Source organism: Streptomyces sp. NPDC001135 (genome assembly GCF_053598395.1).
The window spans coordinates 1-24,160 of the sequence record NZ_JBSFKD010000006.1; the positions used below are offsets into that span (position 1 = coordinate 1).

Consider the following 24,160-nt stretch of genomic DNA (forward strand, 5'->3'; position numbering starts at 1 on the left):
GCCGGTGCCGTACCGGCCTGCCGTGCCGCGTAGGCCTCACCGAGGTCACGGGCCAGGGGGCCCATCGACCAGCCGTCCCCCGCGATGTGGTGCACGACCACCAGCAAGGCGTGGTCGTCGGGGGCGATGGTCAGCAGGTGGGCGCGGACGGGGAGTTCGCGGGTGATGTCGAAGCCCTGGCCGGCGGCGCGGGCGAGCGCGTCGTCGAGGTCGCCGGCCGGGATCCGCGCGCGGTGCAGAACGGGCTCGGCCGCCGGGTCGGCGGGGTCCAGGACGAGCTGGCGGGGGTGGCCGTCGGTGTCGGGGAAGAGGGTCCGCAGCGCCTCGTGGCGTCGTGTGACGTCGGTCAGGGCGGCCTGGAGGGCCGCCGGGTCGACGGTGCCGCGCAGCCGCAGGGACAGGCCGAGGTTGTAGGTGCCGTTGGGGCCGTCGAAGTGGCTGAGGAACCACAGGCGGCGCTGGGCGTGCGAGAGCGGGATCTCGACGGGGCGGGGGCGTGGGCGTACGGCTGCCCGGGCACCCGTCGCCGCGTCGAGGGTGGTGGCGAGCGCGGCGACGGTGGGCGCCTCGAAGAGGGCGCGCACGGTCAGCTCGGCGCCCAGGTCGGTGCGGACGCGGCTGATCAGGCGGGTGGCGAGCAGCGAGTGGCCGCCCAGGTCGAAGAAGCTGTCGTCGACGGAGACCCGCTCCAGTTCGAGGACCTCGGCGAACAGGGCGCACAGCGCCCGCTCGCGGTCGGTGCGCGGTGCGCGGCCCTCGCTGAGACCGGCGAAGTCGGGGGCGGGCAGGGCGCGCCGGTCGAGCTTGCCGTTGGGGGTGACGGGCAGCGTGTCGAGGACGACGACGGCGGCGGGCACCATGTAGTCGGGCAGCGCGGCGGCGACGTGGGCGCGCAGCGCGGCAGGGTCGGCCGGGTCGGTGCCGGCCGGGACGACGTAGGCGACCAGGCGTCTGTCGCCGGGCCGGTCCTCGCGGGCCAGGACGGCGACCTGGGCGACGGTGTCGTGACGGGCGAGGACCGACTCGATCTCGCCGAGTTCGATGCGGAAGCCGCGGATCTTGACCTGGTCGTCGGCGCGCCCGAGGTAGTCGAGTTCCCCGTCGGCGGTCCAGCGCACCAGGTCGCCGGTGCGGTACATACGGGCCCCGGGGGCGCCGTACGGGTCGGCGGCGAACCGCTCGGCGGTCAGGCCCGGCCGGCCCAGGTAGCCGAGGGCGAGGCCGGCGCCCGTCAGGTACAGCTCGCCGGGGACACCGGGCGGGACGGGACGCAGGGCGCCGTCCAGGACGTGGACGCGGGTGTTGGTGATGGGGCGGCCGATGTTCGGCAGGCCGGTGCCCGGGCGCAGGTCGCCGCTCATGGTGGCGCAGACGGTGGACTCGGTGGGGCCGTAGGCGTTGACCATGCGGCGGTCGTGGGACCAGCGGTCGACGAGTTCGGCGGAGAGCGCTTCGCCGGCGGTGACCAGGGTCATGCCGTCGGGGAGCCGTGCCTCGCCCATGGCGGCGAGGACGACCGGCGGCAAGGTGGCGTGGGTGACGCGCTGCTCCGCGAGCAGTGCGGCGAGCGGTTCGCCGGCGGCGAGCCGCTCGGTGGGCGCGAGGACGAGGGCCGAGCCGCTGAGGAGGGTGGTGAGGATCTCCCAGATGGAGGCGTCGAAGCTGGGGGAGGAGAACTGCAGCACGCGGTGGCCGGCGCCGCCCCCGAACCATGTCAGGTGGGCGACGACCATGCTGGCGACGCCGGTGTGGCTGACGACGACGCCCTTCGGGCGGCCGGTGGAGCCCGATGTGTAGATGACGTAGGCCGGGTCCAGCGGGAGGAGGGCGGTGTCCGGGAGGGGTTCGGCGGGCAGGGGTTCGGCGTCGACGAGGAGGCGTGCCGGGCCGTCCTCGGGCAGCACCGACTGCAGGGCGGTGGTGGTGACGACGAGCGCGGGGCGGGCGTCGTCCAGCATGTACGCGATCCGGTCGGCGGGGTAGGCCGGGTCGACCGGCAGGTAGGCCGCGCCCGCCTTCATGGCGGCGAGCAGGGCCACGATGGTGTCGGTGCCGCGGCCGAGGGCGACCGCGACCCGGCTGCCCCGGCCGGCGCCGCGCGCGCGGAGCAGCCGGGCCAGCCGGGCGGCGCGCTCGTCGAGGTCGCGGTAGGTGAGCGTGGTGTCCTCGTGGACGAGCGCGGTCGCGTCGGGGGTGCGGGCGACCTGCCGGGCGAACAGCTCGGTCGTCGTGGCGTGGGGGACCTCGACGGCGGTGTCGTTCCACTCGGTGAGGATGCGGGCGCGCTCCTCGCCGGTGAGGACGTCGACGGCGCCGACGCGGGCGGAGGGGTCGGCGGTGAGGGCGTCGACCAGGGTCAGGAAGCGGTCCGCGAAGATCCGGACGGTGTCGTCGTCGAACAGGTCGCGGGCGAATTCGACGGTGCCCTCGACGCCGGCCGGGGCGCCGGAGTCGGTGAAGCGTTCGCCGAGCCGGAAGGACAGGTCGAACTTGGCGGTGTCGGTGTGCAGGGGGCGCGCGGTGGTGGTCAGTCCGGGCAGGTCCAGGACGGGTGCGGCGTTGTCCTCGAGCGCCAGGGTGACCTGGGCGAGCGGGTGCCGGGCGAGGGAGCGGACCGGGTTGAGGATCTCCACCAGGCGCTCGAAGGGCACGTCCTGGTGGGCGTAGGCCGCGAGGTCCGTGTCGCGGACCCGGTCGACGAGTTCGGCGAAGGTGGGGTCGCCGGAGACGTCGGTGCGCAGCACCAGCGTGTTGACGAAGAATCCGACGAGGTCGGTGAGGGCGTCGTCGGTGCGGCCGGCGATGACGGTGCCGACGGGGATGTCGTCGCCCGCGCCGAGGCGGTGCAGCAGGGCGGCGAGGGCGGCCTGCGCGACCATGAAGACGGTGGCGCCGCTGTCCTGGGCGACGGCGATCAGCCGCCGGTGGATCTCGGGCGTGAGGCGGAAGGAGATCCGGCCGCCCTGGTGCCCGGCGACGGCGGGGCGGGGCCGGTCGGTGGGCAGGGCGAGTTCTTCGGGCAGGCCGGCGAGGGTCCGCGTCCAGTGGGCGATCTGCCGGGCGAGCGGGCTGTCCTGGTCCTTCTCGTCGCCGAGGACGTCCCGCTGCCACAGGGTGTAGTCGGCGTACTGCACGGGCAGCGGGGCGAAGCGGGGCGCGCCGCCGGTCAGCCGGGCCGCGTAGGCGTGGCTGAGGTCGCGGGTGAAGGGGGCCACCGACCAGCCGTCTCCGGCGATGTGGTGGACGACGAGGAGCAGGACGTGCCGTTCGGCGGCGAGGGTGAACAGGTGGGCGCGTACGGGGATCTCGCCGGCCAGGTCGAACCCGCGGGCCGCGGCGGCGGTGAGCAGGGTGTCGAGGGCCGCGGGGTCCGCGACCTCGGTGACGGTGAGCTCGGGACGCGCGTCGGCCGGGTCGAGGACGTGCTGCCAGGGTGTGCCCTCGTGGACGGGGAAGACGGTGCGCAGGCTCTCGTGCCGGGTGACGACGTCGGCGAGCGCGGCGCGCAGCGCGCCGGTGTCCAGGGGGCCGGTGAGGTCGACGGTGAGACCGTCGTTGTAGGCGGCGCTGCCGGTGTCCATCTGGTTGAGGAACCACAGCCGGTTCTGCGCGGCGGACAGCGGCAGCCGCTCGGGGCGGGGCCGGGGGGTGAGCGCCTGGCGCGGGGCCGCGGCCAGGCCGAGGGCCTCGGCGAGGGTGGCGACGGTGGCGTTCTCGAAGACGGTGCGCAGGGTGAGTTCCGCGCCGAGTTCCTTGCGGATACGGCTGACCAGACGGGTGACCTGCAGTGAACTGCCGCCCAGGAGGAAGAAGTTGTCGTCGACGGCGACCAGGTCCTGGCCGAGCACGTCGGCGAACAGGCGGCACAGGGCCTCTTCCTCGCGCGTGCGCGGGGCGCGCGGCGCGGCGGCGGGGGCCGTTGCGGTGCCGGTGGTGTCCGCGGTCGGGGCGGTGCGGCGGGCGGGCAGGCCGGTGGTGTCCAGGGCGAGGGTGTCGACGGCCTGGTCCGGGCCGGCGGTGCCGAGGAGGTGCAGGAAGTCGAGGAACGTCGACTGGTAGGCGCGCAGGTCGTCGTCGGCGTACAGGTCGGGGTTGGCGTCGAAGTCGATCTGGAGTCCGGAGCCGGTGCCGCGGTCGTAGACGATGAACGAGATGTCGTCGGCGGGGCCGATGGAGAGGTTGTGCGGTGTGGCCGGGTGTCCGCCGAAGGTGACGTCGTAGTCGAACATCATGATGTTGACGTGCGGTCCGACCAGACGGCGGTCGTCGGCGAGCATGCCGAGGTCGCGGCGCAGGTCCTCGAACTGGTAGCGCTGGTGCTTCATGGCGGAGCGCATCTCGCCGGAGACCTGGTGCAGCAGTTCGCCGACGGTGGTTCCGGGCCGGATGGCGACGCGCAGCGGCAGCACGTTGGAGACCATGCCGGGGACACTGCGGGCGGCGCGGCCGAGGCGGGTGGAGACCGGCAGGCCGAGGACGACCTCGGGGGTGCCGGTGAGCCGCTGCAGCCACAGGGCGACGGCGGCGGTCAGCGCGGGCGGCCAGGTGACGCCGACGTCACCGGCCAGGTCGCGCAGCCGCTGGGTGTCGGGGCCGGAGAGGTGGGCGGTGTGCCGGGCCAGCGAGCGGGCCAGGGCGGGCTGCTGTCCGGAGAGGCTGACCGGCTCGGGGGAGTCCTTGAGCCGGTCGATCCAGTAGGCGCGGTCGGTGCCGAACCGCTCCGAGCCGCGGTACTCGGCCTTGATGTCCAGGAGCTGGGCGAGGGGCGCGAACGGGGTGGCGGGCACGGGCTCGCCGGCCACGAGCGCCGAGTACACCTCGGCGGTGCGGCGGGCCACCTGGTTGACGGTGAAGCCGTCGACCAGCAGGTGGTGGTAGCGGTGCAGCCAGAGATGACGGTCGTCGGCGAGCTTGAACAACGCGAAGAGGAAGAGCTGGTCGTGTTCGGTGTCCAGCGGCCGGGCGAAGTCCTCGGCCATCCAGGCACGGGCGGCCGACCAGGGGTCGGGCTCGGTGCTGACGTCGACGACGTGCAGGGACCAGTCGAGTTCGGCGGCGGGCACGATCCGGGAGACGGGCCCGTCCTCGGCCGGCTGGAACCGCAGGCGCAGCGTCTCGGCCTCGGCGACGACGTGCCGCAGCGCCTCCTCGAGGAGCGCCGCGTCCACCGGGCCGCTGATTTCCAGGAATTCACCCGTGTTGAAGATCGTGTTCTGCGGATTCAGCTGCTGCGCGTACCAGACACCCGACTGGGCGGCGGTCAGCGGCAGCAGGGAACTCCGGAGGTCGGACACAGCCACTCACCCTCAATACGTTGATGGAAATCATGGAAAAGTCGCGCGATCGAAATTTCCGAACACCACGGCCGCATCATGTCTAACAGCGCTCTTCAGCCAGCGACAACGACGGTTGCAGAAAGCTGCCAACCGCCGGGGCGGGTACGCGTGCTAGCGTCGGCACATGAGCGACGAGACGGAATCAGCGACCACTCTCATAGACCGTCACATGCCGGAATGGCATTTCCGTGAACGGCATTGGGTGGCGGTGTCGGCGCCGCGCGAGGAAGTGCTGCGCGCCGCCCGTGAGATCACCTGGCGGGAGGCTCCCGTGGCCCGCTTCTTCCTCGCGTTCACCCGGAACCGGTTGCGTCCCGACGGCCGTGTGCTGGACGACTTCGCGATGGGCGGGGACACCGTACTGGAGGAGTCCGACGACGAGTTGCTGTACGGCGGGATCGGTTCGCAGGCCGGCCCGGTACGGCCGCGGCGCCCGATGCGCGAGGTGTTGCGTGATTACGCGGAACCGGGCTGCACGAAGGTCGTCTTCAATATGCGGTACGCCGACGGAATTCTGTCGACGGAGACCCGGGTGTCGGCCACGGACGAGCGGACCCGGCGCAGCTTCGGGCGGTACTGGCACCTGATCCGCATTCCGAGCGGGATCATCAGGATCGCCTTGCTGTCCGCCGTCAAGCGCCGGGTCGACATTCCCCCGAAGGGGGCCGCGGGCTAGGCCTGCGCGGCTCTGACGAGTTCGATGAAACGGCCTGCCGTGGAGTTGCGGTAGAAGTCCTGGGTGGTGACCTTCGGCAGGCCCTCCTCCCGCATCTGGCGCAGGATCCGGATCACCAGCAGGGAATTCCCGCCGAGTTCGAAGAAGTTGTCCTCCCGGGTGACGTCCGCGTTCAGCTCGTGTGCCCACAGTTTCAGGATCCGGTCGGCCAGCGGATCGGCGTCACCGGCGGTCGGCGAGGACTCGTCCGGCACGCTCTCCGTGGCCGTGGCCGTGGCCGTGGCCGTGGCCGTCGGCGCCGGTGCGGGCAGGGCGGCCGTGTCCACCTTGCCGTTGATGGTCAGCGGAATCGTCTTCAGCCCGGTGACCGACGCCGGGACCATGTAGCCGGGCAGCACGGCCCGGGCGTGGGCGAGGACGTCCGCGGTGCCGGCCGGGCCGCGCAGCGTCACATAGGCGTCGATGCGGGCGGTGGCCGAGTCGCCGGGCACGTCGTACCGGAGGACGGTGGCCGCGCCCGCGACGTCGGGGTGGCCGAGCAGCACGTTGCGGATCTCGTCCAGTTCGATGCGATGGCCGCGCACCTTGACCTGACTGTCCAGGCGGCCGAGGTGGTCCAGGCCGCCGTCCGGGCGCAGCCGCCCGCGGTCGCCGCTGCGGTAGATCCGTCCGCCGCCGTACGGGTCGGTGACGAAGCGTTCGGCGGTGAGCTCGGGCTGTCCCAGGTAGCGGTCGGCGACACCGGCCCCGCCCACACAGATCTCACCCGCGGCGCCCACCGGCAGCAGCCGGCCGCGCGGGTCGCGGACCGACACGGACCATCCCGGCAGCGCGCGGCCGACCCGGCGGCCGGCGGCGAGCACGTCCACGGGGGTCACGGTGTGCGCGGTGACGTGGACGGTGGTCTCGGTGATGCCGAACATGTTCACCAGCCGGCAGGCGGTGGGGGAGTGCCGGGCGAACCACGGGGCGAGCATCCGCACGTCGAGCGGTTCGCCGCCGAAGACGACCAGGCGGACGGCGAGGCCGGCACCGGCGCGCCGGTCCGCCTCGACGAGCTGGCCGAAGGCCGACGGGGTCTGGCTGAGCACGGTGACCCGCTCGGCGGCCAGCAGCTCGTGGAAGAGCTCGGTGTCCCGGGTCACCCAGTAGTCGACGACGACGAGCCGGCCGCCGGTGAGCAGACAGCCCCAGATCTCCCACACCGAGAAGTCGAAGGCGCTGGAGTGGAAGAGCGTCCACACGTCGTCCGCGCCGAGGCGGAAGTCCTCGCGGGTGGCCTCGATCAGGGCGGCGACGTTGCGGTGCGGCACCACCACGCCCTTGGGCCGGCCGGTCGACCCGGAGGTGTAGATGACGTAGGCCGCCGCGGCGGGGTCCTCGGCCCGCGGCGGCAGCGGTGCCGCGCCGTCGCCCATGTCGCGCAGCGCGGCGGGGCTCACGAGCCGTACCCCGTCGAGTGCGGGGAAGACGCCCTCGACACCGACCACGACGGTGGCGCCGGCGTTCTCCACGGTGTAGCGCAGGCGCTCCTCGGGGTAGCGCAGGTCCATCGGCACGTAGGCGCAGCCCGCCTTGAGCACCCCGAGCAGGGTCACCACGAGGTCGGCGTCGCGTTCCAGGGCCACGCCGACCATGGAGCCGGGGGCGACACCGAGGGCGCGGAGCCCTGCGGCCGTGCGTTCGGCGCGGGCGTCGAGCTCGGCGTAGGTCAGGCTGGTGTCCTTCGCCGTGACGGCGACGGCGTCGGGCCGGGCGCGCGCCACCTCGGCGAACAGGCCGTCCACGGTCCGGCCGGTGGCCCCGGGCCTCCCGGTGGCGGGCGAGGAACCGAGGCGCAGCACGTGCGCTGTCTCCTGCGGCGTCAGCAGTTCGACGGTGTCCAGGGCGTCGTCGGGCCGGTCGGCCAACTGCGCGGCGACGTGCGCGACATGGGCGGCGAACCGCTCGGCGACGCAGGCGGCCAGGTGCCCGTGGTCGTGGTACAGGGTCGCGGTGGCGGTGCCGTCGGGACGGCGGGTGACGTGCAGCAGTCCGGGGAACACCGGCGCGAGGTACGGCACGTGCCGCTGCCCCGGGCGGGCGTCCTCGACCAGGACGCCGATGCCGGACAGCTGGTGCGGTGCGCCGGCCGGCCCGGCCGCCCGCTCCCGCCACGCCCCGACGTGGTCCGCGGCGCTCAGCGTCTCGTCGACCTGCTCGCCGGCGCCGTAGCGGGCCAGGACCAGCGCGACGGCCGCGAGGAGCAGCGCCTCGTCGGCGGGGACCCGGCCGTCGAACGGCACGGGCACCTCGCCGGCGCGTCCGGCCGAGGCCGGGTCGCCCAGGCCCCACTCCGGGGCCGGGGTTCCGGCCGGTGCCGGACCGTCGGCGCTCCCGGCCCCGGTGCGGTCGGCCAGCACGAGCGGGTCGGGCGTGCCGAAGGCGAGGTCGTGGCGGGCCACCAGCACCAGGTCGGCGTCGCCGTCGCGGTGCCGCAGCAGCACGGCACGCAGCGCCGGTCCGCCCGCCCGCAGCGGGCGGGCCGCCTCCCGGGCGGTCCGCGCGCGGGCGGCGGCCGGGTCGTCCGCGTCCGGCGGCGCGGGCTCCTCCCACAGCCGCAGCCCGGCCAGCTCCGGCCGGCTCTCCGGAACGCCCGCGCGCAGGCGCCGCTCCAGTTCGGCGGCATCGACAGGGCCCGGCATCCGGACCACCAGGCTGTGGCAGGACGCGGCCTGAGTTCGGGACATGGTCGGACTCCTGGGGTACGAGACGGAAGGGCGGTGGGCGGAGGAGAGCCGGGGCGGGCGGGCAGGGGGTCAGCGGGCGCTGAAGCCGCCGTCGACGGTGAGGGTGGTTCCGGTGACCTGGCGGGAGTCGTCGCCGGCCAGCCAGAGGGCCGCCCCGGCGATGTCCCGCGGCTCGATCAGCGCGTTCATCGGCTGCGACTGGACGAAGATCTCCTCGTGTTCGTCGACGTCCACGTCGAGGGAGCGGGCGATCTCCGCGAGCATCCGGCCCTCGTGCAGCGGATCGTCCCGTACGGAGCCGGGGCACAGCGCGTTGACCCGGACCCGGAACGGGGCGTAGTCGAGGGCGGCGGCCTTGGTCAGGCCGATCAGGCCGTGCTTGGCGGCGACGTAACCGGCGAAGTGGCGGTAGCCGACGAGCCCGGCGGTGGAGGCGACGTTGACGACACTGCCGGAGCGCTGCTCGATCATGGCCGGTACCAGGGCCTTGGTCATCCGCCAGGCGCCGGTGAGGTCGATGCCGACCATCAGCTCCCACTCGTCCTCGGCGATCTCGTGCACGGCCTTGCCCGAGGGGGCGGCGATACCCGCGTTGTTGAGCAGCACGTCCACGGTGCCGAAGCGGTCCAGGGCGTGGGCGGCGACCTCGTCGACGGCCGTGTGGTCGCGGACGTCGGCGGCGGCGGTGACCACGGCGGCGCCCTGCGCGCGGCACAGCTCGGCGGTGTGCTCCAGCTGGCTGCCGCTGCCCAGCGGATAGGGCACGCCGGGCAGGTCCCCGGCCACGTCGACGAGGACCAGGTCGGCTCCTTCGGCGGCGAACCGTACGGCGCAGGAGCGGCCGAGACCGCGGGCGGCGCCGGTGACCACGGCGACCTTGCCCGTCAGCTGCCCGGTGCCGGTGGCGGTGCCCGTGCCCGGGTGTGTCGCGGTGCTCATGACCGCGGGCCCGCGAGGGCTTCGGCGACCGCGCCGAGAAGGGGCAGCGGCGACTCGGTGAGGTACATGTGGCCACCGGGCAGTTCGGTCACGCGGAAGGCCGCACCGGTGGTCTCACGCCACTCCTCGGCCTGCGCCCGGGTGACCAGGGTGTCGTCCGCGCCGCGCAGCGAGGTGACGGGCACGCGCAGGGGCTCGGCGGAGTCCGGTCCCTTGTAGTTCTCGTGCATCTCGACGTCCGCGCGCAGCAACGGCAGCAGCAGCTCGCGCATGTCGGGGTCGGCGAGGGCGTCGTGCTCGTACCCGGCGAACTCCTGGACGCGGGCGAGGAACTCGTCGTCGTCGAGGCCGGTGGCGTGCCGGCTGCGGCCGGTCCAGGGCCCGGGCGAGCCGCTGACGAAGAGGTGGGTCAGGTCGACGTCGGCGGACTGCTGCAGGCGCCGGGCGAGTTCGAAGGCGAGGACCGCGCCTAGGCTGTGCCCGAACAGCGCGACCGGTCCGCCGCCGGCCTGCTCGGCGGCCGTCCGGCTGAGGGCGTCGGCGGCGTCGGCCACGTCGTGGAAGGGCTCCTCGGTGAACAGTTCCTCTCGCCCGGGCAGTTGCAGCGGGACGATGCGCGGAGCACCGTCGGGGAGGTCTCTCCAGGCGCGGTAGAAACCGGCGCCGCCTCCCGCGAAGGGAAGGCACAACAGGGAGTGGGTCATCAGCGGCATCGCTTTCTGGGGAAAACGGCTTCCCGTCACCGGCCGGACGGCTTCCGTCACGGGCCGGACGGCTTCCGTCACGGGCCGGACGGCGTCACGGCCGGGCGCGGCCCGTCGCCGCCCCTGCCGGGCAGCGGCTCGGCTGCCACGCTGTCATCGGCGGGCGGCCGGGGCAACGGGCGTTGCAGATAGCTGCCACGCCCGCCGCCCCGTCCGGCACGGGGCGGTCAGGCGGCGTCCATCGCGTCGGCGAGCGACTTGGGCCGCATGTCGGTCCAGTGCTCCTCGACGTAGGCGAGGGCGTCCTGCCGGTCCGTCTCGCCGTGCACGACGGTCCAGCCGGCCGGGACCTCGGCGAAGGCCGGCCACAGGGAGTGCTGGTTCTCGGCGTTGACGAGCACCAGGTAGCGGGCGTCGTCGTTCTCGAAGGGGTTGGTGGCCATGGTCGTTCGGTTCCTTTCGTGAGGGTGTGCCGGACGGCGGTGGGGGCGCCGGTCACTTGGCGCGGGCGCGGAGCTGCTCGACGAAGTCGGGCAACCGGTCCACGCCCCAGTACTTGTCGAACCCGGAGATGAAGAAGGGCACGCCGAAGACGCCGTCGCGGTGCAGGGAGTCCAGTGCGGCCAGCCCGTGCTCCCGGATCTCCGGGTCCTGGTGGGCCAGGGCGAGCACCTCAGGATCGACGCCGAGGGCACGGCCGATGCGGCGCACCGTGCCGGGGTCGGAGATGTCCTCGCCGAGCTCCCAGCGCGCCCGGTAGGTCTCGGCGATGAACGCGCGTCCGGCGCCGAGGCGTTCGGCGGCGAGATAGGCGAGGTGCGCGACCTCCCAGCGCGGTGCGGGGTCCACCGGCCAGACCATCTCCAGGCCGCGCGCACGAGCGAGGCGGCGCACGTCCTGGAGGATGTACAGGTGCTTCTCCTTCGACATGGGGACGTACGGCAGTTTGACGTTGCCGCGCTCCAGTTCGTCCAGGGCCGGCTGGTCGGGCTCCCAGAACGGCAGCCACTCGATGCGGTCGGCGACGTCCGGGTAGTGGTCGAGCAGGTCCCGGTAGGCCATCCAGGAGTAGGGGCTGCGGAAGGAGAAGTACCAGCGCGGTCCGCGTCGTGCCATCACCGCCTCCAACTGTCATGAGAACAAGGGTGGTTCGAGGGATCCGGGGGTCCGGGTTCCGGGCTCAGATGGTGATGCCGCCGTCGATCTGCAGCACGGCGCCGGTGATGTAGGCGGCCCGGTCCGAGACCAGGTAGGCGACCAGGTCGGCGACCTCCTCGGCGGTGCCCATGCGGCGCAGCGGAATCGCGGCGAGGGCTTCCTTGCGGGCCTGGTCGTTCATCTCGGCGACCATGTCGGTGTCGATGAAGCCGGGGGCGACCGCGTTGACCCGGATGCCCGCGCGTCCGGTCTCCTTGGCCAGGGCCCGGGAGAAACCGATGATCCCGGCCTTCGAGGCGGAGTAGTTGCTCTGGGTGGCGTGGCCGTACACCCCGGCGACGGAGGAGATGTTCACGACGGCGCCGCGGCGGCGCTTCATCATGCCGAAGACCGCGGCACGGCACACGTGGTAGACACCGTCCAGGTTGGTGTCCATCACCTGTCGCCACTGCTCGTCCGCCATGAGGACGAGCGGGTTGTCGCGGGTGATGCCGGCGGCGGTGACGACGGCGTCGAGGTCACCCAGGTCCGCTTCGGCCGCCTCGACCCACGCGCGCACCGCGGCGGCGTCGGCGACGTCCACGCGGGTGCCGGCGATCCGCACGCCGTGCTCCTCGCCCTCCTTCTCCAGGGTGCGGGCCGCGGCGTCGTCCGAGCGGTAGCAGAAGGCGACGTCGAAGCCGTCGCGGGCCAGCGCCCGGACGGTGGCCCGTCCGATGCCGCGCGACCCGCCGGTGACGAGCGCCACCCGGTTGGTGCTGTCGGTCATGGATGTCTCTTTCGTGAGTGCGTGTCAGACGCCGTCGGGGCGCAGGGCGGAGGCGGGGCGGAAGGCCATGACGATGCGTTCCACGGTCATCACCGGCTCGCCCGCGGAGCGGCACTCGCCCTCGAACAGCACGGTGTCGTCGATCCTGCGGTCCAGCCGGACGCGGTGTTCCAGGACCTCGCCGGGCAGCACCGGACGGTGGAGGGCGACACCGGTCATCCCGCCGAAGAGCATCACCTGCCCCCGCAGCACGTCCGGGTTGGGCTCGTCCCAGGTGGCGAGGACACCGGCGGCCTGGCACCAGGACTCCACCAGGAGGGCGGGCGGGTAGGCGAAGTCCTCGTCGGGGGTGTCGGGGCCGAGTTTCTCGTACCAGGGCTCGTTGCAGGTGACCGCCTTCAGGGCGACCAGCCGCTCGCCGGGGACGACGTCGACGAGCCGGTCCACCAGCAGCATCGGGAAGCGGTGCGGCAGCCGGGCCCGGATCTCACGCTGACCGGTCATGCCGCCGCCTCCGGGGCCGGCGGGCGGGCGTAGCGCAGCCGGACGCTCGCGGCCGGTCCGCGCGGGGTGCTGAGCCTGGCCCGGCACTGCCAGTCGCCGTCCGCGGTCCGCTTCCACGTCATCGCGATGTCCACCTGGTCGCCGGGGAAGACGGGCCCGGTGAACCGGGTCGACTCCACGGCGGCCAGCGCGGTGCCCCGGGCGCCGTCCGGCGCGGTGGCGAGGGCGCCCTGGTGGGTGCACTCCACGAGGCAGACGCCGGGGAAGATCGGGAAGCCCGGGTAGTGGCCGGGCAGCACGGTCTCGGCGGCGTCCACCGTGAAGCGGGCCGCGGTGGCGGACTCCCCGTCGCCGGGCAGCACCTCCACGGCCCCCGCGAGCGGACTGGCGCCGGTCATCAGGCCACCCGCGCCGTGTCGAGCTTGCCGAGCAGCAGCTCGTAGGCGCTCTCCAGGGTGACGATCCGCTTCAGGTCCGACTCCGGCAGTTTGATGCCGTACTTCTTCTCCAGGATCACGACGACCTCGAGGGCCATCAGGGAGTCGACCTCCAGGTCGTCGACGAACCGGGCGTCGTCGGTCACCTCGGTCACGTCGACGTCGAGCACCTGCGCCACGAGGGCGCGCAGTTCTTCCTTGTCCAGCACGGTCGGGTCCTTTCCGGAACTTCGGGAGGCGGGCGGGTACGGGGTTCAGCGCAGCCGGAGCAGGGCGCAGCCGACGCTGCCGGTGCGGTCCACGGAGGTGATCACACCGATGCGGCCGGCCGCCTGCTCCGGCCGGTCCGCGGCGTACGAGAGGAGGGCGGCGGCCTGGAAGGCGGCGGCCGCGGCGCCCGTGTCGCCGATCAGCGGGGCGGGCGTCAGATCGGCGGGGTCCGCGGCGCCGAGCACCTCGCGCACCGCCTCGGTCTCCGCGCCACCCGCGCGGCCGGGCGCGCCGGAGCGGGCGACGGCCGCCACGTCGGCGGGTGTGGTCCCGGCCCGGCGCAGCGCCGCGCGCAGGCAGCTCACCAGGGCCGGGCGCGGGTCGGTGCCGTCGAGGACGACGCCGAGCTCGACGGAGAGGATCTCGGCGAGCACGGGCTGCCCGGCGTCCTCGGGCGCCCGCGGTTCCACCAGGAGCATCGCGCAGCCCTCGCCGAGCGGCGGGGCCGTCCCGTCGGCGCTGTCGCCGCAGTGGTGCTCCAGCCAGGCACGGGCCTGCGAGAACTCCTCGGCGGCCCCGCACAGCACGGTGCGGGCCCGTCCCGAACCCAGCAGCCGGCGTGCGTAGTTGAGGGCGTGCAGGCCCGCTGTACGACCGCCGGCGATGGTCGCGTTGGGGCCCTTGAGCCGGTACCAGATGGCGCTCTGCCCCGCGGCGCAGTTCATCACGGTGTTGGGGAAGCGTGCCGGGTCGACGAAGAAGGGCTGCTCACCGGTGAGCGAGTCGCGGGTGAAGTCCATCATCGACTGGGCGCTGCCGGTCGTGGTGCCGAGGGTGAACGCGGCCCCCTCGCCGGTGCCCACGGCCCGGTTGCGCTCGGCGTCGTCGAGGAGTGCCCCGGCGGCGGTGACCGCGAGACCGGTGACCCGGTCCATGGAGCGGGTGCCCTTCTTGCCGAGCACCTGGCGGACGTCGAAGGAGGGCACGACGCAGCCGACGCCGTCGGGAGTGGTGCCGTGTTCGGGTCCGAGGCCGGTGACGGTGGAGCGCCGCTCGCGCAGACCCGCGGCGTACGCGTCCCTGCCGATGCCGTACGGCGACACGGCCGACCATGCGGTGATCACCGGGTGGCCGGTGTCCGTGACGAGGGTGGTCATGACCGTCACGTGGTCCTTTCCGTCGGAAACTCTCAAGGGGTCGGAAGGTGGGGGAGGAGGACAGGGAGGGGCGGGGGCGGGTCAGAGGAAGAAGACCATCCGGTACTCCTGCCAGCGGGCCGCCACCTCTCCGTCCCGGGCGAGCCGGATGCCTGGCAGGGGCGGGCGGGGCGAGCCGAGCGCCGCGAGGGCGGGCTCCTCGACCCAGACGCCGACGCCCGCCCCGAGCAGCGAGCGCAGCCCCGCGCGGGGGTCGGTGAGGGTGTCGAGGGTGCGTGCGCCGATGCGCAGGGCCGGGGGCGGCGGTGCGTCGAGCGCGTAGCCGACGGCCGTGCCGCGCAGCAGGATGTCCAGGCCGCCGAGCTGGCGGTGCAGTTCGGTGGCGAGGTACAGCTCGTCGAAGAACTGCTTGTCCAGGGCGCCCCGGAAGCCGCGTTCCACGATCGCCAGCACCCGTTGCCGGCCGCCGGGCCGCTCGGTCATCAGATCACTCCGATCAGCAGCGTCTTGTCGGCGGCGGCGACGTTCGCGGCGTACCCGGCCGGCGGGCGGAGCACCACCTGGGGCAGGTGCTCCGTCACGCCCCGGTCGTCGCTGCAGAACCGGCAGCCGTACCAGTGCAGCCGGCCCGGGAAGGCGTCCAGCAGCTCCTCGGCCAGCCCGGGCAGGGACGGGTAGTCCCGGTTCCACTCGGCGAGGTTGCGCGGCTTGTCCGGGCCCTGCCCCCGCTGCGTCAGCAAGGTGGCGTACCCGCACGTCCAGACCTGGACGGCGGCGCCGCGCTCCAGCAGCGCCTGGGTGAGCCGCAGCGCGCTGGTGACCTGGTCACCGGCGTGCGGTGCGCCCATGAGCGTGAGCAGCACATCGGTGTGCGGAATCTGCCTGGCCACTCAGTGCCACACCACCCGGACCGCCGGGTCGAGGATCCAGCCCGCCACCACGTCCATGCCGACGACGCGCAGCTCGGGCCTGAGACCGGCGGTGTCCAGCCCGTGCTGGGCGAGGGAGAAGCTGTCCGCCGCGAGCACCCCGCCCTCCTTCTGGAACCGGTCCAGGTCGGCGTCGCTGCCCGGCACCGCGAGCACCACGCCGTCCTGGACGAGGAAGAGCAGGGCGGACTGCCCGGTGATCACCTGGGTGACCGCGTCGCGCCGGAATCCGGTGTCCGCGGCCGTGCCGCTCTGGCTCTCGATGAGCAGCAGCCGCGGAGCGCTGCTCTCCCAGTCGGTGCCGTGTAGCGCCTGCTCCGTCACGCCTGCGGCGCCTTGCCGTTCGGGGCGGACCCGTGCAGGGCGTCGAGGACGTGCTGGTCGAAGTTCACCAGCTTCCAGTCCCTGCGGTTCTCGATCAGGGCGTAGCCGTGCACGATCCGCCCGGTGGCGGTCTTGACCAGCTTGCCGTCGCGCAGCACGTACCAGTCCATGCGGGAGGTGTACGTGAAGTCCTTGAAGACCTCCTCCACCGTGTACACGGTGTACAGGTCCTCCTCCATCAGGGCCTCGTCCAGGATGCGGATGTCGGAGCGGGGCACGACGGGGATCCAGCGGCGGTCGTCGAGCAGGGTCTTGATGGAGATGCCGCGGTCGGCGACGAAGCGGTCCTTGCCCTCCTCCATCAGCCTCAGGTAGCCGGACATCTGGATGCGCTCGGTGAAGTGGCAGTAGGGGTAGGGGATGTTCCACTTCCAGGCGTAGGCGTTCTGCCCGGCGGTCAGCGCGGCGAGGATCTCCTCCTCGGCCGGGGCCGCGGTGCCCGGCTCGCGCTCCAGGTCGTCGCCGAGTCGGGAGACGGCGAACCGGGCGAGCTGCTCGGGCACCTCGCCGGCCGCCTCCAGGTAGGTGTCCATCCGCAGCGAGACACGGACCTTGGAGGTGACGGCCTTGTGGATCTCGCCGCCGCGCTCGAACTGGACGGTCACCTTGAAGCCGAGGGTGGTGTCGTCGTCCTTGGTCCAGGGCACGACCTGCGCCTCGGCGACGTCGTCCATGTGGAAGGCGTGCAGGATGCGGGTGTCGAGGGAGACCAGGTCCAGGCCGAGGCCGTGCTCCTCGTACAGCGCGCGCGCCGGCAGCCCGGCCTGCCGGAAGTGGTCCAGGACGGCTTCCTCGACCAGGTAGTTGACGTGCTTGAAGCCGATCCAGGTGCAGATGTTGGAGCCCTCGTAGCGGGGGCGCACCTGCGTGCTGGTGGCGGTGGTGAGCAGTGCCTTGACGGCGGTGTCCGTGACGAGGGTCATCGCTGGGGCTCCAGGGCGTGGACGGGGGCGGCTCCCGCGTGCGGGGAGAGGCCCAGGGTCGAGTTGACGAAGCTGCTCACCTCGGCGGCGAAGTCCTCGGCCGCCTCGAGCATCGGGAAGTGTCCGCAGCCGGGCAGGATGCGGGCGGTGGCGTCGGGCAGGGCCCGGGCGAGCGTCAGGCTCTCCTCGGGACGGGCGGCGAAGTCGGTCTCGCCGCCCAGGACCAGGGTGGGGACGGTGATGCGACCGGTGTCCAGCGCGGGGGTGCGCAGGTAGAGGTCGAAGAACCGCAGCCAGCCGTGCGGGCCGACCCGGTCGCGCACCCGTACGCCCATGGCCTGCTGGACGTCGGCGGGGAGCCGGCCGTCCGAATGGACGCGGATCCCCTCCTCCATGATCAGATGGAAGTCGTTGAGGTAGTAGGTGATGGTGTTCCAGTCGAAGTCCTCGGCGGCGGCCCGGTAGAAGGGCGAGACCAGGACGAGGGCGCGGATGCCGAAGCGGCGCAGGGCGTCGACGCCGCCCCGCTGCGTCTGGTCGAGCAGGTCCAGCAGGACGTTGGCCGCCATGGAGTGGGCGACCACCACCTCGGCGCCGCCGGGCACGCCCGTCAGGGCGTGGGCGAGCCGGCCGCGCAGGTTGGGCTGCTCGCCCCAGTCGGCGATGGTCTCGGTGCGCCAGGGCAGCCGGGCGGTCCACAGCCGCAACCCGTCCGGCAGCAGCGGCAGGGTGCGCTCCCAGACGGTGTCGTTGGCGGCCAGGCCGTGCAGCAGCAGGACGCGGGGGCCGTTGCCGTCGGTGCGCTGTTCGAGGGAGACGGGTCGCAGGTCGATGTGAGTGTTCACCGGGATCTTCTCCTCGCGGTTCCTCGCGGTTCCCCGCTGTGTCAGGCCGCTTCGGCCGCTTCGGGCGCGAGCAGCAGCAGGCCCGCCCCGGCGTCGTGGCCGGCGCCGCCGGCCACGGCCCGCACCGGCTCGCGGTGGCCCGCGTCGAACCGGCCGACGGCGGCGGCCACCTGCAGCACCCCGTACGCCCCGGAGGCGCTGCCGAGGTGGGCCGGCGGTTCCCAGCCGGCCGGCTGCCGTGCCTCGTCGGCCGCCCTGCGGTAGGGGCCGAGCACGGCGCGGACGGTGGCGGAGCGCCGGTCGGCGGCCGGGCGGGCCTCCAGGACGAGGGCGGCTCCGCCGTCGACGGCGCGGCGACCGCCCAGCAGACGGCGTACGACCTCGTTGTCGGGTTCGACGCCGAGCACCAGGAACCGCTCGGCCCGGCCGGCGGTGATCATGGTGGCCGCCCAGTGCACGGCGTCCAGGCCGGACGTCTCGCCGTTGCACACCATCAGGTTGGGGCCGCGCAGCCCGTAGCGGATGGCCGCCGAGGAGGCGATGACGTTGCTGGAGGCGTTCGGCAGGTCCATCGGGCTGGTGGCGGTGACGGTCTCCTCGCGGATGGTGTCGAGGGCCCGGGCCACCGTGTCCAGGTTGCCGAAGTTGGAGCTGGCGACGATGCCGGTGGTCTCGGCGGGCACCGTCAGGCCGTCCTCGCCGAGCAGTCCGGCGTCCCGCAGGGCGGCGGCGGTCAGGGCGTAGCCGAGCTGGGTGGCCCGGTCCTTGTAGCGCAGTCCCTTGCGGCCGACGTGGTCGGCCGGTTCGACGGGGGTGCCGCCGGGGGCCGGTCCGTCGACCAGGGCCCGTACGTTGTCGGCGCCGGGCAGCAGTACGGCGGCGCCGGAGACCACCACGGTCGTCGGGGGGGTCGCGAGAGTCATCGGGTCCCCTCCACAAGGGCCACGGCGTTGATGCCGCCGAATCCGAAGGCGTTGAGCTGGGCCACGTTCAGTTCGCGGCCGGTGGCGGCCTCGCCGGTGACGAAGCGGAACGACGCGGCCTCGTCGACCGGGTCGTCCAGGCCCACCGTCGGGGGCACTCGGCCCTCCTGCAGGGCGCGGACACCGACGATCAGGTTGAGCAGGCCGGAGGCGCCCGAGGTGTGGCCGGTCATGGACTTCACGGCGGTCATCAGCGGCGCCGCGGCGTCCTCGCCGAGCACGTCCCGCAGGGCGGTGGCCTCCGCCTCGTCGTTGAGCAGGGTGCCGGTGCCGTGCAGCATCACCAGGTCGATGTCGGACGGCTTGACGCCGGCGATCCGGTGGGCGGTGCGCATGGCCTGGGCGATGCCGTCCGGGGACGGCGCGGTGACGTGGTAGGCGTCGCAGTTGACGGCGACACCGCGCAGCCGTCCGTGGACCCGGCGGGTGCCGTCGTCGGTGCGGCGCAGGACGACGGCGGCGGCGCCGTCACCCATGAGCACACCGGTGCGGTTGCGGTCGAAGGGCCGCACCCGGTCCGGGGGCTCGGGGTGGACGCGCTCCAGCAGCCCGTACATGGACTCGGTCAGCACGTCGACGCCGGCGACGATCACCGTGTCGGGGGCGCCCTCGCCGTCCTGGTCGAGCAGGTCGGAGGCGAGCGCGAGCGCGTACAGCGAGGCGGAGCAGGCGTTGGAGAAGGTGTGGGTGACGTCGGCGTTGAAGCGTTCGCGCAGTCCGGTGCCGAAGTGCAGTCCCGAGTCGGCGAACGGGGAGCCGTCGCGCCACCACAGCTCCAGCGAGCGCAGCTCCCGCAGGCCGGTGCCGACCAGTACGGGAATACCGCTGAGGTCCTCGCCGAGGCCGGCGTCGGCGGCGGCCTGGCCGACCGCGTCCAGCAGCAGCCGGGTCGCACGGCCGGGTATGTCCTCGCCGGTCACGGGCCGGTCGTCGATCTCGTAGGCGTGCTGGGCGCGGAATCTGCTGCGGTCGAAGCCGCGCAGTTCGGCGCGACCGCTGGTGCCGCGGCACAGCGCGTCGAAGAGCGCGTCGACACCATGGCCGGTGGCGGCGACCGCGCCCATGCCGACGATGGGACGGTTCGTCATGACGCCTCCCTGAGCGCGTCGGTCGGGTGGCCGGTGCCGGCCGTGTCGGTGTCGTACCGGCCGAGGAGGACCGCCGCGTTGTTGCCGCCGAACGCCAGGCCGTTGTTCTGGACGATCCGCAGGTCGGCCGCCACCGCGTGGTTGGGCACGCAGTCGACGTCGCACTCGGGGTCGGTGGTGACGTGGTTGATGGTGGGCGGGATGAAGCGGTTCTTGATGGCCAGGGCGCAGCCGATGGCGCCGAGCGCGCTGGCCGCGCCCATGGTGTGGCCGAGCATGGACTTCATGGAGACGGTGCGGGGCGGGGTGTCCCCGAACACCTGGCGGATGGCGCCCGCCTCGGTGATGTCGTTGGCCTTGGTGCCGGTGCCGTGGGCCGAGATGAGGTCCACCTCGTGCGGGGCGACGCCCGCGTTGTCCAGGGCGAGCCGCATGAGCCCGGCGACGCTGTCCTGGTCGGGTGCCACCTGGTGGTGGGCGTCGCAGTTGAGGCCGTAGCCGAGCACCTCGGCGTAGATGGTGGCGCCGCGCTCCAGGGCGGTCTCGAGCCGCTCCAGCACCAGGACGCCGGCGCCCTCTCCGGTCAGGATGCCCTTGCGGTCGACGTCGAAGGGCTGGCAGCGGTCCGGGGCGATGGTGCCGAGCCGGTAGAAGCCGGTGAAGGTCTTGCGGCACATGGCGTCGGCGCCGCCGCAGAAGGCGAAGTCCGCCTCGCCGGAGCTGACGGCGTCGAAGCCGTAGCCGATGGCGTAGTTCCCCGCCGAGCAGGCGGTGGGGATGGTGAGCGCCTCCACGTCGCTCAGGCCCAGTTCCTGGGCAATGGCCACCGACAGCCGCCCGGCCGGCACCCGCCGGGCGGCCGCGGGGTCGAACGTGCCTGTGCCGTGGGCGAGTTCCCGCTCGACCAGCTGGTCGAGGTCGTAGCTCTCGCCGTCGGTGGTGCCGATGGAGATCAGCCCGCGCCGGGCGCGCAGCCAGGCCAGGTCGAGACCGGAGTCCTCAAGGGCCATCCGGGCAGCCGCCGCCGAGAACTGCGCGGCCCGGCCGAGCTGTTCCACGTCGAGCGTGCTGATCCAGTCCCGCGGGTCGAATTCCGTGATCTCGCACCCGTTCGCGTGGGTGAAGCCCTCGGTGTCGAACACCGTGATGGGCCGGGCACCGCTGCGGCCCTCACGGAGTCCCTGGAGGAACTCCTTCGCGCCGAGTCCGATGCTGGAGACCACCCCGAGTCCGGTGAGGACCACCCGGTGCCGCTCCGGCCGTCTCCGGCCGGGGCCGCTCACTGCCGTCGTCATGCCAACCTCCCAGTCCGCGTGCGCGGTTCGACTACCAGCCGGCCGGCTCCGCGACGACCTCGTAGACGCCCTTGAGGTTCACCATGCGGGGCAGTTCGCTCTGGTTGATGACGACACCGAACTCCTTCTCCAATGCGGCGAGAATCTCGATGGCGCGCAGCGAGTCGGCGTTGTGCTCCTCCTTGAAGAGGCTGGTCTCGGTGACCTCGTCCTCCTCGATCTCGAGAATGTCGCAGACGATTTCCTTGATGGTTTCCAGACGCTCGTCGCGCGTGGCAGTGGTCACGCTCTTACCCCTTTTTCGAATGAGCCGCAGAATGAATGTGCGGCGTATTTTTGATCGGCATGGGAATGGTGCGGGCGGAGCCGGTGCCCGCACAATGGCGGCTGCAACAAGCTGCCAGTGCGGTACTGGAATTCAGGCGGAGTCCGGCTCGTTCGGGCGGACGTCCGCGCGCAGGCGCAGCAAGGCGTCGGTGAGGCCGGCCACCGCGTCGAACATGGCGTTGCCGAGGCGGCGCGTGGGCGCCTCGGGCATGCGCGCGGCGGGCCCGGTCAGGGCGAGCGCGGCGGCGATCCGGCCGTCCGGGGTGCACACCGGTACGGCGTAGGAGACGCTGCCGGGCGGTACGGCGTCGGGTCCGTAGGCCCAGCCGCGGCGGCGTACGACGGTGAGCTGGGCGGCGGTGAACCGGGCGGAGGTCAGCGCCTGGTACAGCTCGTCGGGTTCCGCCCAGGCGAGCAGGACCTGGGCGATCGGTCCGGCGGAGGCCGGCCGGACGGCACCGACGGGCACCGGCCCGGTCCGGCCGGGCGGTCCGGAACAGGCGGCGACGCAGATCTGCAGCCCCTCGCGGCGGCGGTGGAGCCGGGCGTCCAGACCGGTTCTGGTGTGCAGTTCGGCGAGGATCGGTCCGGCGGCGCCGGCCAGCCGGTCGTGGTGCACACCGATGGCGGTGGCGTCGAGGCGGGGGCCGAGCACCCAGCGGCCGTGCCGGTCGCGGGTGAGCAGTCCGAGCCGCTCCAGAGCGATGGCGAGGCGGTGCACGGTCGCCTTGGTCAGGCCGCTGAAGGTGATCAGGTCGCCGAGGGTGGCCGGCCCGCCCTCGACGATGTCCAGCAGGATCGCCGCCTTGTCGAGCACACCGATCCCGCTGGTCTGCCGGGGCCGGGTGGCGGTGCCGCTCACCATCGCGGTGCCAGCCGTGCGCGGAGGTCCGCGACGAGGGCGTCGCGCTGGGCCGTCAGGTAGAAGTGGCCGCCGGGCAGCTCGGTCAGGTCGAAGCCCTTCGGCGCCACGTCGGCCCAGCCGGCCATCTCGTCGGCGGTGATGTCCGGGTCACCGGAGCCGAGGTAGCCGGCCACCGGGCAGTCCAGGGGGATGCCGGGTCGGGCGGTGTAGCGGGCGACCGCGGCGAAGTCGGCGCGGAGCGCGGGGAGCACCAGCTCGCGCAGGTCCGGGTCGTCGAGCAGCGCGGCGTCGGTGCCGCCCAGGCGCCGGACCTCGGCGACGAGCGCGGTGTCGTCGGCGAGGGCGGCGGTGCGCGGGGTCAGCAGGTGCGGGGGTTTGCGGCAGGAGACCATCAGCAGCGCCGGGGTCACCCGGTGGCGGGCCTGGAGCCGCAGCGCGAGTTCGTAGCCGACGGACGCGCCCATGCTGTGGCCGAAGACGGCCAGCGGGGCGTCCAGCAGGGGCCGCAGCTCGTCGGCGAGGGCGTCGGCGAGTTCCTCGACGGTGTCGCAGGGGTCCTCGGCGATGCGTTCCTGACGGCCCGGGTAGCGGGCGGCGAGGACCTCCACGTCGTCACCGAAGGCGCGCCCCCAGTCGTGGAAGAAGCCGGCCGAGCCGCCGGCGTGCGGCAGGCACAGCAGCCGCAGCCGGGGCGGTGCGGCGGTGGCGTGCCTGCGCAGCCAGATGCTTTCGGTGCCAAGTGCCATGGCGGGTGGGTCTCCTTGCGGCGTGGAAGTGGTCAGTCCAGGGCGCCCGGCGTGTCCAGCGACACGACGTCGGTGTCCGGGGTGATCCGGCGGACCAGCCCGGCCAGCGTGCGGCCGGGACCGAGTTCGACGAGGCGGGCGCAGCCGAGCGGGCCGACGAGGGTGTGCACGCTCTGCTGCCACAGCACAGGGGAGGTGAGCTGGCGCGTGCCGAGGTCGGTCCAGTCGTCGTCGGCGGTGTGGGCCTCGGCGTCCACGTTGGCCACGACCGGCAGGTGGGCCGGGGCGAAGACGGTGTTCTTCAGGGCGGTGCGCAGGGTGTCGGCGGCGGGCGCCATGTACGGGCTGTGGAAGGCGCCGCCGACCTGGAGCCGGATCAGCTTGGCGCCGATGGAGGGCGCCTCGGCGGCGATGCGGTCGACGGCGTCGGCGGCGCCGGAGACCACGGTCTGGCCCGGGGCGTTGACATTGGCGAGCCAGATCTCGAAGCCGTCCGCGCGCACCTGCTCGGTCAGGGCGGCCACCTGCTCCAGCGGCGCGGCGACGAGGACGCCCATGGTGCCCTCGTGGGCCTCGGCGGCCTCGCGCATGGCCCGGCCCCGGGCGGCGACCAGCGTGGCCGCCGCGGGCACGGTGAGCGCGCCGGCGGCGACGAGCGCGGCGTACTCGCCCAGGCTGTGGCCCGCGCAGGCGATCACCGGGCCGCCGAGCGCGTCGCGGCGCACCGCCTCGGCGTGGGCGATCACCGACAGGCTGAACACGGCGAGCTGGGCCAGGTCGGTGCGGCGCAGCCGCTCGCCCGGGGTGTGCAGCAGAAGTTCGGCGACGTCCTCTCCGGTGACCTCGGAGATGTCCCGGGTGAGTTCCCAGGACGGGGTCTCCCGCCAGGGTTCGCCCATGGCCTCTTTCTGTGTTCCCTGCCCCGGAAAGATCAGGGCGATAGGCATACGACTCATGGACCCGCCTTCCGCGTGAATGCACCGGGAGGGCGGGGACCCGTACGGGAATGGTCAGCGCACGGGTCCCCGCACACCGGCGGACCGGAAACGGGGGATTCTCGGGTGCCGCCGGGGAAGGAATTCAGGAAAGCCCCGCGAGGGGTGAATCCCTTTCTCGCGTCCCATACAACTGGCGGTGCGCGCCGGGCGGCAACAGA

At 73.4% G+C, this 24,160-nt stretch carries 24 protein-coding genes; 1 reads left to right on the forward strand and 23 read right to left on the reverse strand.

The window, feature by feature from the left end; genetic code table 11:
- A partial coding sequence (locus ACWC94_RS09920; RefSeq protein WP_450795994.1) for an amino acid adenylation domain-containing protein occupies positions 1-5,294 on the reverse strand: 5,294 nt, incomplete at its 3' end.
- A gap of 166 nt (positions 5,295-5,460) precedes the next feature.
- On the opposite strand from ACWC94_RS09920, the gene ACWC94_RS09925 reads away from it, so the two are divergent.
- On the forward strand, positions 5,461-6,012 hold the full coding sequence (locus ACWC94_RS09925) for a hypothetical protein (protein WP_450795996.1): 552 nt from the start codon (positions 5,461-5,463) through the stop codon (positions 6,010-6,012).
- On the opposite strand, the gene ACWC94_RS09930 is transcribed toward ACWC94_RS09925, so the two are convergent.
- The 22 genes from ACWC94_RS09930 to ACWC94_RS10035 form a co-directional block, all read right to left on the reverse strand.
- On the reverse strand, positions 6,009-8,741 hold the full coding sequence (locus tag ACWC94_RS09930; protein ID WP_450795998.1) for an amino acid adenylation domain-containing protein: 2,733 nt from the start codon (positions 8,739-8,741) through the stop codon (positions 6,009-6,011). The two genes, ACWC94_RS09925 and ACWC94_RS09930, sit on opposite strands and share 4 nt — an antisense overlap.
- A 69-nt stretch (positions 8,742-8,810) precedes the next feature.
- Complete coding sequence (locus ACWC94_RS09935) at positions 8,811-9,680, reverse strand: SDR family oxidoreductase (RefSeq protein WP_450796000.1); 870 nt, start codon at positions 9,678-9,680, stop codon at positions 8,811-8,813.
- Entirely contained in the window at positions 9,677-10,384 is a 708-nt protein-coding gene (locus ACWC94_RS09940; RefSeq protein WP_450796002.1) for a thioesterase II family protein, read from the reverse strand. Before ACWC94_RS09940 ends, ACWC94_RS09935 begins: the two co-directional genes overlap by 4 nt.
- Before the next feature lie 227 nt (positions 10,385-10,611).
- Positions 10,612-10,827: an MbtH family protein gene (locus ACWC94_RS09945; protein ID WP_450796003.1), complete on the reverse strand. Its 216-nt coding sequence runs from the start codon at positions 10,825-10,827 to the stop codon at positions 10,612-10,614.
- 52 nt (positions 10,828-10,879) lie between these two features.
- Positions 10,880-11,500 carry a DsbA family protein gene (locus ACWC94_RS09950; RefSeq protein ID WP_450796004.1) on the reverse strand — a complete coding sequence of 207 codons (621 nt, stop codon included), beginning with the start codon at positions 11,498-11,500 and terminating at the stop codon, positions 10,880-10,882.
- A 64-nt stretch (positions 11,501-11,564) separates the two neighbouring features.
- On the reverse strand, positions 11,565-12,311 hold the full coding sequence (fabG, locus tag ACWC94_RS09955; RefSeq protein ID WP_450796006.1) for a 3-oxoacyl-[acyl-carrier-protein] reductase: 747 nt from the start codon (positions 12,309-12,311) through the stop codon (positions 11,565-11,567).
- A 24-nt stretch (positions 12,312-12,335) separates the two neighbouring features.
- Positions 12,336-12,815, reverse strand: coding sequence for a 3-hydroxyacyl-ACP dehydratase FabZ family protein (locus tag ACWC94_RS09960; protein ID WP_450796008.1), 480 nt, complete (start codon positions 12,813-12,815; stop codon positions 12,336-12,338).
- Positions 12,812-13,213 (reverse strand): 3-hydroxyacyl-ACP dehydratase FabZ family protein, encoded by a 402-nt coding sequence (locus ACWC94_RS09965; protein ID WP_450796009.1) that lies wholly within the window; start codon positions 13,211-13,213, stop codon positions 12,812-12,814. The genes ACWC94_RS09960 and ACWC94_RS09965 overlap by 4 nt, the downstream gene beginning before the upstream one ends.
- Positions 13,213-13,461 carry an acyl carrier protein gene (locus tag ACWC94_RS09970; protein ID WP_450796011.1) on the reverse strand — a complete coding sequence of 83 codons (249 nt, stop codon included), beginning with the start codon at positions 13,459-13,461 and terminating at the stop codon, positions 13,213-13,215. Before ACWC94_RS09970 ends, ACWC94_RS09965 begins: the two co-directional genes overlap by 1 nt.
- A gap of 45 nt (positions 13,462-13,506) precedes the next feature.
- Positions 13,507-14,619, reverse strand: coding sequence for a beta-ketoacyl synthase N-terminal-like domain-containing protein (locus tag ACWC94_RS09975; protein WP_450796013.1), 1,113 nt, complete (start codon positions 14,617-14,619; stop codon positions 13,507-13,509).
- An 81-nt stretch (positions 14,620-14,700) separates the two neighbouring features.
- The gene (locus tag ACWC94_RS09980; RefSeq protein ID WP_450796015.1) at positions 14,701-15,102 is read right to left on the reverse strand and encodes a hypothetical protein; all 402 of its coding nucleotides are present in this window, start codon (positions 15,100-15,102) and stop codon (positions 14,701-14,703) included.
- Entirely contained in the window at positions 15,102-15,509 is a 408-nt protein-coding gene (locus ACWC94_RS09985) for a hypothetical protein (RefSeq protein ID WP_450796016.1), read from the reverse strand. The genes ACWC94_RS09980 and ACWC94_RS09985 overlap by 1 nt, the downstream gene beginning before the upstream one ends.
- Positions 15,510-15,872 (reverse strand): hypothetical protein, encoded by a 363-nt coding sequence (locus tag ACWC94_RS09990; protein ID WP_450796017.1) that lies wholly within the window; start codon positions 15,870-15,872, stop codon positions 15,510-15,512.
- The gene (locus ACWC94_RS09995) at positions 15,869-16,855 is read right to left on the reverse strand and encodes a hypothetical protein (RefSeq protein ID WP_450796018.1); all 987 of its coding nucleotides are present in this window, start codon (positions 16,853-16,855) and stop codon (positions 15,869-15,871) included. Before ACWC94_RS09995 ends, ACWC94_RS09990 begins: the two co-directional genes overlap by 4 nt.
- The gene (locus ACWC94_RS10000) at positions 16,852-17,700 is read right to left on the reverse strand and encodes an alpha/beta fold hydrolase (RefSeq protein WP_450796020.1); all 849 of its coding nucleotides are present in this window, start codon (positions 17,698-17,700) and stop codon (positions 16,852-16,854) included. The genes ACWC94_RS09995 and ACWC94_RS10000 overlap by 4 nt, the downstream gene beginning before the upstream one ends.
- A 41-nt stretch (positions 17,701-17,741) precedes the next feature.
- On the reverse strand, positions 17,742-18,623 hold the full coding sequence (locus ACWC94_RS10005; RefSeq protein WP_450796021.1) for a beta-ketoacyl synthase N-terminal-like domain-containing protein: 882 nt from the start codon (positions 18,621-18,623) through the stop codon (positions 17,742-17,744).
- Complete coding sequence (locus ACWC94_RS10010; RefSeq protein WP_450796022.1) at positions 18,620-19,771, reverse strand: beta-ketoacyl-[acyl-carrier-protein] synthase family protein; 1,152 nt, start codon at positions 19,769-19,771, stop codon at positions 18,620-18,622. Before ACWC94_RS10010 ends, ACWC94_RS10005 begins: the two co-directional genes overlap by 4 nt.
- Positions 19,768-21,066 (reverse strand): beta-ketoacyl-[acyl-carrier-protein] synthase family protein, encoded by a 1,299-nt coding sequence (locus tag ACWC94_RS10015; RefSeq protein ID WP_450796023.1) that lies wholly within the window; start codon positions 21,064-21,066, stop codon positions 19,768-19,770. Before ACWC94_RS10015 ends, ACWC94_RS10010 begins: the two co-directional genes overlap by 4 nt.
- 31 nt (positions 21,067-21,097) lie before the next feature.
- Positions 21,098-21,352, reverse strand: a complete 255-nt coding sequence (locus ACWC94_RS10020) for an acyl carrier protein (protein WP_069777941.1) — start codon at positions 21,350-21,352, stop codon at positions 21,098-21,100.
- Positions 21,353-21,484: 132 nt separating this feature from the next.
- Entirely contained in the window at positions 21,485-22,258 is a 774-nt protein-coding gene (locus ACWC94_RS10025; protein WP_450796024.1) for an IclR family transcriptional regulator, read from the reverse strand.
- Complete coding sequence (locus ACWC94_RS10030) at positions 22,252-23,004, reverse strand: thioesterase II family protein (RefSeq protein ID WP_450796025.1); 753 nt, start codon at positions 23,002-23,004, stop codon at positions 22,252-22,254. Before ACWC94_RS10030 ends, ACWC94_RS10025 begins: the two co-directional genes overlap by 7 nt.
- A 32-nt stretch (positions 23,005-23,036) precedes the next feature.
- The gene (locus ACWC94_RS10035) at positions 23,037-23,960 is read right to left on the reverse strand and encodes an ACP S-malonyltransferase (RefSeq protein ID WP_450796026.1); all 924 of its coding nucleotides are present in this window, start codon (positions 23,958-23,960) and stop codon (positions 23,037-23,039) included.
- Positions 23,961-24,160 lie beyond the last annotated feature (200 nt).